The 11826-nt window shown below is 70.5% G+C and carries 11 protein-coding genes; 10 read left to right on the top strand and 1 reads right to left on the bottom strand.

All coding sequences use genetic code 11. The features are described 5' to 3' along the window. Positions 1-74 precede the first annotated feature (74 nt). From N1028_RS19190 to N1028_RS19150, 9 genes are all read left to right on the top strand, one after another. On the top strand, positions 75-1103 hold the full coding sequence (locus tag N1028_RS19190; RefSeq protein WP_259531137.1) for an SIS domain-containing protein: 1029 nt from the start codon (positions 75-77) through the stop codon (positions 1101-1103). A 6-nt stretch (positions 1104-1109) separates the two neighbouring features. Continuing rightward, positions 1110-1937 carry a PfkB family carbohydrate kinase gene (locus N1028_RS19185; RefSeq protein ID WP_259531135.1) on the top strand — a complete coding sequence of 276 codons (828 nt, stop codon included), beginning with the start codon at positions 1110-1112 and terminating at the stop codon, positions 1935-1937. After that, positions 1930-2811: an ATP-binding cassette domain-containing protein gene (locus N1028_RS19180; RefSeq protein WP_259531134.1), complete on the top strand. Its 882-nt coding sequence runs from the start codon at positions 1930-1932 to the stop codon at positions 2809-2811. The genes N1028_RS19185 and N1028_RS19180 overlap by 8 nt, the downstream gene beginning before the upstream one ends. Then, entirely contained in the window at positions 2808-3848 is a 1041-nt protein-coding gene (locus tag N1028_RS19175) for an ABC transporter permease (RefSeq protein ID WP_259531133.1), read from the top strand. The genes N1028_RS19180 and N1028_RS19175 overlap by 4 nt, the downstream gene beginning before the upstream one ends. Before the next feature lie 74 nt (positions 3849-3922). Further along, positions 3923-4909, top strand: a complete 987-nt coding sequence (locus tag N1028_RS19170) for a substrate-binding domain-containing protein (RefSeq protein WP_259531132.1) — start codon at positions 3923-3925, stop codon at positions 4907-4909. Positions 4910-4920: 11 nt separating this feature from the next. Then, the gene (locus tag N1028_RS19165) at positions 4921-6975 is read left to right on the top strand and encodes a hydantoinase/oxoprolinase family protein (RefSeq protein ID WP_259531131.1); all 2055 of its coding nucleotides are present in this window, start codon (positions 4921-4923) and stop codon (positions 6973-6975) included. After that, positions 6972-8756, top strand: a complete 1785-nt coding sequence (locus N1028_RS19160) for a hydantoinase B/oxoprolinase family protein (RefSeq protein ID WP_259531130.1) — start codon at positions 6972-6974, stop codon at positions 8754-8756. Before N1028_RS19165 ends, N1028_RS19160 begins: the two co-directional genes overlap by 4 nt. Further along, on the top strand, positions 8753-9274 hold the full coding sequence (locus tag N1028_RS19155; RefSeq protein WP_259531129.1) for a VOC family protein: 522 nt from the start codon (positions 8753-8755) through the stop codon (positions 9272-9274). Before N1028_RS19160 ends, N1028_RS19155 begins: the two co-directional genes overlap by 4 nt. A 77-nt stretch (positions 9275-9351) precedes the next feature. Further along, the gene (locus N1028_RS19150; RefSeq protein WP_259531128.1) at positions 9352-9783 is read left to right on the top strand and encodes a VOC family protein; all 432 of its coding nucleotides are present in this window, start codon (positions 9352-9354) and stop codon (positions 9781-9783) included. 38 nt (positions 9784-9821) lie between these two features. On the opposite strand, the gene N1028_RS19145 is transcribed toward N1028_RS19150, so the two are convergent. Continuing rightward, complete coding sequence (locus tag N1028_RS19145) at positions 9822-10922, bottom strand: LacI family DNA-binding transcriptional regulator (RefSeq protein WP_259531127.1); 1101 nt, start codon at positions 10920-10922, stop codon at positions 9822-9824. Between the two features lie 82 nt (positions 10923-11004). On the opposite strand from N1028_RS19145, the gene N1028_RS19140 reads away from it, so the two are divergent. Beyond that, the coding region (locus tag N1028_RS19140; protein WP_259531126.1) for a DUF222 domain-containing protein at positions 11005-11826 on the top strand (822 nt) is incomplete at its 3' end.

Raw genomic sequence — 11826 nt, 5'->3', positions numbered from 1 at the left:
CAACGTAGGAACGTTCTCACATGAACCGCCCACGGAATGTCCGCACCGTCGCACACACTCGAGGAACTGCTCTCATGTCGTCATCCCTGGCCCTCCGGCCCATCGAATCCGATCTCGTCGCCGTGCTGCGCGGCGCCACCTCCCAGCGCGGTCTCACCCAGGAGATCGCTGCCGAGGCCGTCCGCCGCGGCATCACCCGCGTGGTCTTCACGGGCGTCGGGGGCTCCTGGGCCTCCGGAGTTCCGGCCAACGTGCTGCTCGGGTCGCTCCCCACCCCGTTCTCCTCCGAGAACATCAACGCCACCGAGCTCACCTCCCTCTACCTGCCCTCGATCGACGAGAAGACGCTCGTGGTCGCGGCCTCCCACTCCGGCGGCACCCCCGAGACCGTCGCGGCCGCCGAGGCCGCCGCCGCCCGGGGCGCCTTCGTGGTCTCGCTCGCCCGTGATGCCGACAACGCGCTCGGCCGCGCCGCCGCCTTCCACCTCGTCTACGGCAGCGACCGCACCATCACGAGCGCCAAGTACGTGCTGCTCACCGAGCTCTCCTATTCCCTGCTAGAAGCCTTCGGCGCCGGGGCCGACATCGCGGGCGCCCGCGCTGCGCTCGATGCCATCCCCGAGGCCACCCTCGCCGCCCTCGAGGCCTACGACTCCAAGCTCTCGTCGATCGCCGCGGCCTACAGCCCGAGCGACAACCTCTACGTGCTCGGCGCCGGCCCCATGGTGGGCCTCGCCTACATGCTCTCGGTCTGCTACCTGGTCGAGATGCAGTGGAAGAAGTCGACCTACTTCACCGCCGCCGACTTCTTCCACGGCCCGTTCGAGATGGCGCAGAACGACCAGCCCTTCATCCTCATCGCCGGCGCCGACGGCACGCGCGGCCACGTCGACCGCGTGCGCGCCTTCCTCGACCGCTACAACGACACCTACGAGGTCATCGACGTCGACGAGCTCCAGCTCGAGGGCATCGCACCCGAGCAGCGCGGGGCCGTCGGCCACATCCCCATGGCCTCCGTGGTGATGCGGCTCGCCGATCACTTCGAGGCGGCGTCCGGGCACGACCTCGACACCCGCCTGTACATGCACAAGGTCGAGTACTAGGCCGTCATGCGGGTCGGAACCGTCGGTGACAACGTGGTGGACCGCTACCACGGCACCGGGATGATGTACCCCGGCGGGGGTGCGGCCAACATGGCCGTGCACGCGCGCCGCTTCGGCTGCGAGGCGCTCTACCTCGGCGTGATCGGCTCCGACGGCGCCGGAGCGCTCGTGGCGGGTTCCCTCACCGAGGAGGGCGTCTCGCTCGAGCTGTGCCGACGGCCCGACGAGGCCAACGCCATCACGGATGTCTCGATCAGCCCCACGGGCAATCGCGTGTTCACGTCGTTCACCACGAGCACGACCCGCATCGTGCTCGACGAGACCGACCGCGCGCGGCTCGCCGGGAGCGACTGGCTCTACACGAACTACTCCAGCGGCACCGAGGGCCTCGTGCCCGAGCTCGCCGGCCTCGCACCCCTCGTCTTCGACTTCTCGTACAAGGACGAGGAGTACTCGTCAACCCTGCTGCCGCACATCGAGGCGGCGGCCTTCAGCCGGGATACGCTCTCGGACGAGGAGGCCGTCGCCCTCATCCGCAGGGTGCAGGATGCCGGTCCCTCGATCGTGGTCGTCACCCGCGGCGCCCGCGGAGCCATCGTCGCCCGGGGCGGTGACGTGCACGTCGAGCCCGCCGACCGGATCACTCCCGTCGACACCCTGGGCGCCGGAGACGCGTTCCTCGCCCGGTTCGTCTGCGGACTCGGGCACGACGAGAGCCTCGCCGCAGCCGCCAGGGCGGCGACCGGGTGGGCGAGCGCCGTCTGCCTGCACCACGGGGCGTTCGGCCACGCCGCGCCCATCGCCCATGACCGGGAGGAAACCAACGATGTCTGAATCCGAGTCCGCAGCCGCAGCCGCAGCCGCATCATCCGGCAGCCGGAACGGCGCCGCCGTGCCCGCCCTCAAGGTGACCGGCGTCACGAAGAGCTACCGGCACGTGCAGGCCCTCCGTGGTGTCGACCTGGAGGTGCGGCCCGCTGAGGTGCACGCCCTCCTCGGCGACAACGGGGCCGGCAAGTCCACGCTCATGAAGATCCTCGCCGGGGCCGTCTCCCACGACCACGGCACGATCGAGGTGAACGGCGTCGAGCAGAACTTCGCCAAGCCGGCCGACGCGCAGGCCGCGGGAATCGAGACCGTCTACCAGGATCTCGCACTCGCTCCGAGCCTCAGCCCGGGCGAGAACCTCTTCCTCGGTCGCGAGATCATGCGCAAGGGCCTGCTCGGCAAGCTCGGCTTCGTCGACAGGAAGGCCATGAGCGAGGCGGCGGTGCAGCAGCTGCAGCAGCTCGGTGCGCGCACCCCCACGAGCCATGTGGAGGTCGAGGCGCTCTCGGGCGGCCAGCGCCAGGCGGTCGCCGTGGCGAGAGCCTCGCTCTGGGGCACCGCGCTCATCATGCTCGACGAGCCCACCGCCGCCCTCGGCGTGGCGCAGACGACCTCGGTGCTCGATCTCATCCGGCGGCTCCGCGACGAGCGCGGTCTCTCGGTGCTGCTCGTCTCGCACAACCTCCCCGACGTCTTCGCGGTCGCCGACCGGGCCACGGTGCTGCGGCTCGGCGAGAACGTGCTGACGACCGACATCGCCGACGTCACCTCCACCGACCTCATCTCGGCCATGACCGGCGGCCGCTCGCTCGGCGACACCGCCGAAGCATCAGCCAGCGCGCACGCCGATGCCCCGACCACCCCGAAGGACCAGTCATGACCACGACCGCCGACGAGAAGCGCCTCAACCCGCTCGTCAAGATCGCCCAGTCGCGCCGCCTGCAGAGCCTCACCATCCTCGGCCTGTTCGTGCTCATCTTCGCGGTCTTCGCCGTGCTCTCGCCCTCATCGTTCCTCTCCCAGACGAACCTCGAGGGGATCGGCCTCTCCGCCTCCCAGGTGCTCATCCTGGGCGCCGGCGTGACCTTCCTCCTCATCGCCGGCGGCCTCGACCTGTCGGTCGGCGCCATCATCGTGTTCTCGGCCGTCGTGGCCGCGAAGATCATGGCGGGAGCCACCGCGGCCCTCGAGGGCGCCGACCGGCTGGGCTGGCCGCTCTGGGGTCCGGTCGTCGGGGGAGCCCTCGCGGGCATCGCGGTGGGCACCCTCTGGGGCGTCTTCAACGGCACCGTCATCGTGAAGACCGGCATCCCGCCCTTCATCGCGACACTCGCGAGCATGACCGTCATCCTGGGGCTCGCCCAGGTGTGGACCAACGGTCTCAACGTCAGCGGCGCCCCCTCTGAGCTGCAGACCGTGTTCGGGCTCGGCCGCATGTTCGGCGTCGTGCCCTGGCCCATCGTCATCGCCGCCGTCGTGGTGATCGTGCTCTGGATCGTGCTCGCGAACACCCGGTTCGGGCTGCGGCTGTACGCCATCGGCGCGAACCCCGAGTCGGCGCGGCGCGCGGGCATCAACGTGGGCCGCTACACCGTGGCGGTCTACGCCCTGGTCGGGGCGCTCGCCGGTCTCGTGGCCGTGATCGACGTGGCGAGGTTCACGACCGCCACGGTCAACGGCTACTCCGCCATCGCCCTCAACGTCATCACGGCGGTCGTCATCGGCGGCACGAGCCTCTGGGGCGGGCGGGGCGGCATGGGCGGCACGATCATCGGATCGCTCATCCCCGCCACCCTCACGAGCGGCTTCGTCATCCTCGGCCTCCAGCCGTTCTGGCAGAACGTGGCCGTCGGCATCGTGCTGCTGCTCGCGGTGGCCGTCGACCAGTACCGGCGCCGCAAGCTCAGCGCCCAGTGATCCATCGACCCAGTGATCCATCGACCCAGTAGCCCACCAGCACCACCCACTCAACAGCAAGGAAAGGTAGCGCCATGAAGAAAACTGCATTCGCGGTCACCGGTCTCGCCGTCACCGCACTGGCCCTCGCCGGCTGCAGCTCGAGCTCGACGACGTCGTCGACCGACGCAGCCGGCGACCAGCCGCTGAAGATCGTCATGCTCCTGAACGACCAGTTCGACCCCTACTACCTCACGCTCGTGACGGGCGCGGAGGAGAAGGCCGAAGAGCTCGGCATCGACTTCTCGTGGCAGGCCCCCACCACGCTCGACGTGGCGTCGCAGACCCAGCTGCTGCAGTCGGTCGCAGCCACTCAGCCCGACGGCATCATCATGTCGGCCCTCGACGCGGATGCGATGGTCGCACCGATGAAGGCCATCATGGACTCCGGCATCCCGATCATCACGGTCGACTCCGACGTCAACGACGAGAGCGCGCGCCTCGGCACCGTCAAGTCCGACGGCAAGGTCGCGGGCGAGCAGGCCGCCGAGTACGTCGAGGAGCTCCTCGGCGGCGAGGGCACCGTGGGGTACGTGGGCTACACCCCCGGCATCCAGAGCGTCGACGTGCGGCTCGAGGGCTGGACCGAGACGCTCGCCGGGTTCTCCGGCATCGAGAACGCGGGCGACGAGTACGCCGGCGCCGACGTGGCCGAGAACGTCGAGAAGACCTCGGCGCTGCTCTCCCGCGAGACCGAGCTCGACGCCATCTTCGCCTCCTGGACGAACGCCGCCATCGGTGCCGCCCAGGGCGTGCAGCAGGCCGGCCGCGACGTGGCCGTGATCGGCGTCGACGCCGCCCCTGACGAGGTCGACCTGCTCGAGCGCGGTCTCATCAACGCCCTCGTGGTGCAGAAGCCCTACGACATGGGTGGCATCGCGGTCGAGGAGCTCGCCGGCTACATCCTGGACGGCGAGGAGCCCGAGAGCGAGACGCTCCTGGACGCCGTGATCGCCACGAAGGACAACATGGACGACCCCGAGGTCAGCAAGTACTTCTACACCACGCCCGACGAGAAGTGAGACGCGCAGCGATGACAGCACGACTGGGGATCGACGTCGGAGGAACCTTCACCGACGTGGTCGTCTTCGAAGAGTCCGGCCGGACCGTCGTGGAGAAGGTGCCGAGCACCCCTCACGACGCCTCCATCGGCATCCTGAACGGCATCGAGCAGATCAAGCGCACCCGAGGTGTGGACGTGTCGGCGCTCAGCGTCTTCGCCCACGGCTCGACGGTGGCCACGAACGCGCTGCTGGAGTCCAAGCTCCCGCGCACGGCCCTCGTGGTGACCAAGGGCTTCCGCGACATGCTCGAGATCGGCACGCAGATGCGTCCAGACCTCTTCAACCTCGCCGCGCCCAAGGTGAAGCCGTACGTGCCGCGCGAGCTCGTGTTCGAGGCCGCCGAGCGCGTCGACCGGCTGGGTGGGGTCGTCACCCCGCTCTCGGACGAGTCGATCGCCTCGGTGGTCGAGAGCGTCAAGGCATCCGGAGTGGAGGCGGTGGGCATCGCCCTGCTCTTCAGCTTCCGCAACGCCGAGCACGAGCAGCGCATCGCCGATGCGCTCCGCGAGGCGATCCCGGGCCTGTCGGTCGCCATCTCGAGTGCCGTGGCGCCCGAGATCAAGGAGTACCAGCGGGCCAGCACGACCGTCGTCTCGGCGGCCCTTCAGCCCCTCGTGGCCCGCTACATGGCGGGTATCCTCGACGGGCTGCACGATGTCGGGGTCACCGCCCCGATGTTCGTGATGCAGTCCAACGGCGGCACCATGACGGCAGAGGAGGCCTCGGTCAACGCTCACCGCATGGTGCTCTCGGGACCGGCGGCCGGTGTCCTCGCCGCCACCCGGGTGGCCGAGCAGCCCGAGTACGCCGACCTCATCACGTTCGACATGGGCGGCACCTCCACCGACATCGCGCTCATCGCCGAGGGCCGCGCGGCCCTCGAGCGCGAGACCGAGTTCGAGGGCCGGCCCCTGCTCGTGCCGCAGTTCGCCATCCACACCATCGGATCCGGCGGCGGCTCGCTCGCCAGGGTCGACGAGTCCGGCGCGCTGCGGGTGGGCCCGGAGAGCGCGGGCGCGGTGCCCGGCCCCGCCTGCTACGGGCGCGGTGGCACGCGGCCGACCACGACGGATGCGCAGCTCGTGCTCGGCCGGATCGACCCGAAGCGCTTCCTCGGCGGCGAGATGGATCTCGACATCGACGCGGCGCGCGAGGCCATCCGCGTGCACGTGGCCGAGCCGCTCGGCATGGAGCTCGCCGAAGCGGCCGCCGGCATCCTCGAGGTCGCCGACGCCGTCATGGCGCGCGGTGCCCGCGTGGTGAGCGTCAACCGCGGGCACGACCCGCGCGACTTCCACCTGCTGCCGTTCGGTGGCGCAGGTCCCATGCACGCCCTCAGCGTCGGCGCCATCGTCGATGTGGCCGGCGTCATCGTGCCGTTGAACCCCGGCACCTTCTCGGCGGTCGGGCTCTCGGGCTCCGACGTGAAGTACGACTTCTTCACCCTCGTCGACGTGGGCATGGAGAGCACTTCGGCCGCCGAGGTCGAGGCCATCTGCGCCGGGCTCATCGTGCAGGCCGAGGAGCGCCTCGCCTCCGCGGGCGTGCAGAGCACGACGCACCTGCGGGTGGCGCGGTTCCGCTACGCCTGGCAGGACAACGACGTGGAGGTCGTGATCGGCGACGCCCCGATCGACGACGCGGCGCTCGAGGATGCGGTGGCCCGCTTCCACGAGCGGCACCTGTTCGAGTTCGGCCACAGCGACGCCTCCGAGAAGGTCGAGCTCTACTCGATCGGGATCGAGGCCGTCGGCACCCTGCAGCGGCCCGAGACCGGGACGGCCGGCGCCGCGCCGGCCGCATCCGCCTCGCCCGACTCCAGCCGGCCGGTCTACTTCCGCGAGACCGGGTGGAACGACACCCCCGTCTATGAGCGCGAGAACCTCGCGCCCGGCGCCGTCTTCCAGGGCCCCGCGATCGTCGAGGAGCGGGAGGCGACCACGGTGGTCACGCCGAACGTCTCCGGCGTCGTCGACCCGGGTGGCAACCTCGTCCTCACCTACAACAAGGAGGTCTCCGCGTGAGCACCCTCGCCACGGCAGCCCCGGTCTCGACCCCGCCGGAACGCCGCACCGATCCCATCACCACCGAGGTCGTGCGCAATGCCCTCGAGACCATCGCCGAGGAGATGGGCAATGCGCTCCGCCGCACGGCCCTGAGCGTCGTGGTCAAGGACATGCGCGACTACTCCTGCGCCGTCTTCGACGCCGAGGGGCGCATGGTCGCCGCGGCCCTCGACATCCCGACGCTGCTGGCGTCGATGGCGCCGGCACTGCAGGCGTGCATCGAGAAGTGGGGCGACGACATCCACCCGGGCGACGTCCTCCTCAACAACCACCCCTACATGGGCGCGTGCCAGACAAACGACATGAACATGTTCGTGCCGGTCTTCGACGCCGAGGAGACGCTCATCGGGTTCACCGGCGTCATCGCACACCACGCCGACTGGGGCGGCCGGATCGCGGGCACCGCGGCCGCGCAGTCCGAGTCGGCCTACGAGGAGGGCGTGCTGCTGCCCGCTCTCAAGTACGAGGTGCGAGGGGTGCGCGAGCAGAACCTGCACGACATCATCACGGCCAACGTGCGGCACCCCTCGCAGAACCTCGGTGACCTGCGGGCGCAGATCGCCGCCGGCCGCTCGGGGGCGAGGCGGTTCGCGGAGCTCGCGGCGAAGTACGGCTCGCCCGTGCTCGCCGACGCCATCGCCGACCTGTTCGACAGCACGGCCTATCGCACGTCGCGAGAGATCGGCAAGCTCGCCGACGGCCGCTACGAGGCCGAAGGCTGGCTCGACAACGACGGCATCCGGCTGGATGAGCCCGTGCTCATGCGGGTGGCCGTGATCGTCGAGGGCGAGGCGATCACGTTCGACTTCACCGGCAGTGCGCCGCAGATGGCGGGCGGCATGAACATCCCGAACTCCACCCTGCGTTCGGTGGTGCACTACTCGGTGAAGTGCCTCATGCCGCCGGACGTCTCGTTCAACGAGGGCTCGCTCGCGCCCGTGTCGATCATCGCGCCCGAGGGCACCGCCGTGAACCCGGTGTTCCCTGCGGCGGTCGGCGACCGGCACCTCGCTTCGCAGCGCCTCGCCTCGATCGTCACGAAGGCTCTGGCCTTCGCGGCTCCGGATCGGGCGAGCGCCGAGTGGTTCGTGGGCTGGCCCGTGCTCGTCTGCGAGTCGCGCTCGCCGAAGTCGGGCGACGGCGCCGTGCTGCTCGCGAACGTCGCGGGCGGTGCCGGCGGCAACCGCTTCCGCGACGGATCGAACGCGATGGACGTGCACATGGGCAACTGCGCCCTCATCCCCGCGGAGATCATCGAGACCAGCTACGAGCTGCGGGTCGAGCGCTACGAGCTCATCACCGACTCGGGTGGAGCGGGAGCGCAGCGCGGGGGCCTCGGCATCCGGGCCGACTACCGGAACGTCTCGGAGAAGCCGCTGCACTTCCTGTCGGAGGCGGAGCAGACGAACCCGTCGTTCCCGCCCACGGGCCTGCACGGTGGGGACTCGGGCGCGGTCGCCTCGCTGCACCTCATCGATGGCGACGGCGTGGAGCACGCCCTGCGGTCGAAGGGCAAGGGTGTGGCGCAGTCCGGCGAGGTCGTGAGCCTGCGGGCCGGTGGCGGCGGCGGGTTCGGGCCGGTGGAGGATCGGCCGGTCGAGGCGGTGGAGGCCGACCTGCGGGCGGGGTTCATCTCGCCGGCGGCGGCGGTGGCGGAGTACGGGTTCGATGCGGGACGGGCGGCGGAGGTCGCCGGTGGGGTGGGTGCTGCCGCCGTGGTGTCGGAGGCCACTCGGTGACCTCGGTGCTCGGTGCGCTGTGGCACGTCGGGATCGTCGTGGACGATCTCGACGCCACGGCACGCGACCTCGGGGCGACGCTCGGGCACTCCTTCACCTCGGTGCAGGAGCAGGAGGTGACGGTCGTGCTCGGTGACCGCCCGGGTGCTCCGGGTTCCTCGGCGGCTCCGGATGCCCGTGCACTCGAGACCGCTCGGGTGCGGTGGGCGGCGACCTCGGGGGAGTCGCCCGACTGGGAGCTCATCCAGGCGGGGTCGGGCCTCTGGTCGACCGAGCTCTCACGCGGCCAGGCGCTGCACCACCTCGCCTACTGGAGCGACGACCTCGAGGGCGACATCGCGCGCCTCCGTGCCGAGGGCTACGAGCTCGAGGCCAGCGGCGACGACGTGGAGGGTCGCGTCCGCTTCGCGTATCTGATCGCGCCGGGTGGCATCCGTCTGGAGTTGGGTGCCCGGCACACGCAGCACGCCTGGGACGAGTGGGTGTCGGGGCGCGACTACGGGCTCGGGATCGCGTGAGCGGCGCGGGTGCAGATGCGGGCGGTCCCAGGGTCGCCGATCCCGTCTTGCTCGGTCCGGTCGGGCACATCGCGTTCGTGACCGATGACTTCGAGGGCACGCTCGCGGTGTTCGCGGCGGCCGGGGTGCGGTGGAGCAGTGTCACCCGGCCTGTCGCCCGGCTGGAGGCGGCCGACGGTCGGGTGGGTGAGCATCCGGTGTCGTATGCGGCGGCGGTCGGTGGGGAGCCGCGGATCAAGGTGATCTCGGCCGCATCCGGGAGCGTCTTCGTGCCGGTCGTGGCGGGGCCGGGTGTTCTGGCGGTGCACCATCTCAGCTATTGGGTGGCCGATGTCGAGGTCGCCACTGCAGCGCTCGTGGGTGCCGGCTGGGTGGTGGAGGCGACAGGTCTCGATGCCGACGATTCGGTGCGCTACCGCTACCTCGTGCATCCGCTCGCCGGCCGCATCGAGCTGGGGCTCGAGGCGAACCGTGCCGAGTTCGACGCGTGGGCGGATTCGCCGGCCTGACTCCCCGGCCGGGCTCCCCGGCCTGACTCCCCGGCCGGTCAGACCTGCTGCACCGCGCGGATCGACTCGCGTTCGATGAAGCGGGTGTCGAGGAGGATCTCCTCGCCCGGGGTGTCGCGGGTGCCGTCGAGGCGGTCGAGGAGCACTTCGGCGGCGCGGCTGCCGAGGGCGTAGACGGGCTGTTCGATCACCGACACGGCGGGCTGCACGAGGGTCGTCCAGTCGAGGTTGTCGAAGGCGATGAACGAGAGGTCGTCCGGAACCCGCAGCCCGTGGTCGCGGATCGCTCCGTAGGCGCCCACGGAGGTGGTGTTGTCGACGGTGACCACGGCGGTCATCCCGGTCTGTGCGCGCTGGTCGAGCAGCCGGGTGGTGGCGCTGCGGGCGGAGTCGACGGAGGTGGCGCCGGTGCGGGCGACGAGGGCGGGGTCGATCGGGATGTCGTGCTCACGGTGTGCGCGGAGGTAGCCGAGCAGTCGGCGGGAGCTCGGGTTGAGTTCGCGGCGCTCGGAGTGGTCGAGGTCGCCGAGCAGTGACTGCCAGTCGGCCTCGCGTTCGATCCGCAGCTCGGTGACGATGCCGATGTGGCGGTGGCCGGCGTCGAGCAGCCGGCCCACGGCATCCGTCATGGCGCTCACGTCGTCGACGGTCACGGAGTCGGCGTCGAGGGCGGCGCTCGAGCGGTCGAGCAGCACGAGGGCGCGTTCGGGGGTCTGCAGGGCGGCGAGGTGGCCGACCTGGCGCACGTCGGCGGGGGAGACGATCACGCCGTCGACGTGGCGGTCGCGGAGCAGTGCGACGGCGTCGCGTTCTGAGGCGACGTCCTCGTCGGTGTTGACGATCAGGATGTCGTAGCCGCGGCCCTTGGCCACGTCGCTGATGCCGCGGAGAGCCTCGGCGAAGAAGGGGCTGCTGAGGTCGGCGCAGACCACGCCGATGGTCTTGGTCTTGCCCGTGATCATGCTGCGGGCGAGCGGGTTGGCTCGGTAGCCGAGCTCGTCGGCGGCGGCGCGCACCTTCTCGCGCGTGGTCTCGGCGATCCGGCCGTAGTTGCCGAGGGCGCGGGCGGTGGTCGACGTGGAGAAGCCTGCCAGTCTGGCCACGTCGTGCAACGTGGGCTGCTTCCTCACGTCACTCACGAGATAACGTTACCGCAGGGTCGTGTCGGGTGGTCTGCTGCGGCGGGGCCCGGTGTCGGTGGCTGCTGGTTGAATAAACCTCATGAAGACGACGTTCGGATCTACTCCCGGGGCCACCCGGTTGGATGCGCTCGCGCGGGCGATCTCGGATGAGGTGGCGGGGTTCGTGCGGGATGACCGGGAGATTGCGAAGCTGCAGGCCCGTCAGGCGCGCCGGTTGGCGCGGGCGGTGGGGTTGGCGGAGTCTCGGGCGGAACTGCTGCAGGGTGGTCTGACGCCGAAGGCGCGGGAGTGGGCGAGGCGGTCGTTGCGGGCCGAAATCGCGTGTGCGTCTCGGCGTTCGGAGGGGGCGGTGTCGCGTCTGATCGCGGATGCGGAGACGCTGGTGGAGGATCTGCCTTCGACGCTCACTGCGCTCGAGGCGGGTGAGGTGTCCTACGCCCATGCCCGTTCGGTGGTGGTGCACGCCGGCTCTCTGCCGGTGGAGACGCGTGGTGCGTTCGAGCACGCCGTTCTGCCGCAGGCGCGGGAGAAGAACCCGGCCCGCTTCGACGACGCGGCCCGTCGGTTGCGTGAGGTGCATCACCCTGAGTCGATCACCCGCCGTGCGGTGCTGGCGCGTGAGGAGCGTGCGGTGTGGGTGGATGCTGAGCGTGATGGCATGGCGACCCTCCATCATCATCTGTCGGCGGTGGATGCGTTGGCGATTCATGACGTGATCGATCAGGCGGCCCGCGCGGCACGCAGCGACACGGAGTCGCGCACGCAGGCGCAGCTGCGTTCGGACATTCTCGCCGACCGCATCCTGGGCCGTGCTGATGGTGTGGCCGGTTTCGTCCCGAGTGTGATCGTGACGGTGCCGGCGGTGGTGCTGGCCGGGTGCGAATCAGCACCCACGACCCCA

Origin of the sequence: Herbiconiux oxytropis (assembly GCF_024979315.1) — a bacterium.
In the GTDB taxonomy this organism is placed as follows: domain Bacteria; phylum Actinomycetota; class Actinomycetes; order Actinomycetales; family Microbacteriaceae; genus Herbiconiux; species Herbiconiux oxytropis.
The sequence above is the reverse complement of the archived record's forward strand: the minus strand, read 5'-3'. Positions and strand labels throughout refer to the sequence as shown.

Coding starts and splice junctions, on each gene's coding strand:
- N1028_RS19190 (WP_259531137.1), top strand. CDS start 75: ATGTCGTCATCCCTGGCCCTCCGGCCCATCGAATCCGATCTCGTCGCC.
- N1028_RS19185 (WP_259531135.1), top strand. CDS start 1,110: ATGCGGGTCGGAACCGTCGGTGACAACGTGGTGGACCGCTACCACGGC.
- N1028_RS19180 (WP_259531134.1), top strand. CDS start 1,930: ATGTCTGAATCCGAGTCCGCAGCCGCAGCCGCAGCCGCATCATCCGGC.
- N1028_RS19175 (WP_259531133.1), top strand. CDS start 2,808: ATGACCACGACCGCCGACGAGAAGCGCCTCAACCCGCTCGTCAAGATC.
- N1028_RS19170 (WP_259531132.1), top strand. CDS start 3,923: ATGAAGAAAACTGCATTCGCGGTCACCGGTCTCGCCGTCACCGCACTG.
- N1028_RS19165 (WP_259531131.1), top strand. CDS start 4,921: ATGACAGCACGACTGGGGATCGACGTCGGAGGAACCTTCACCGACGTG.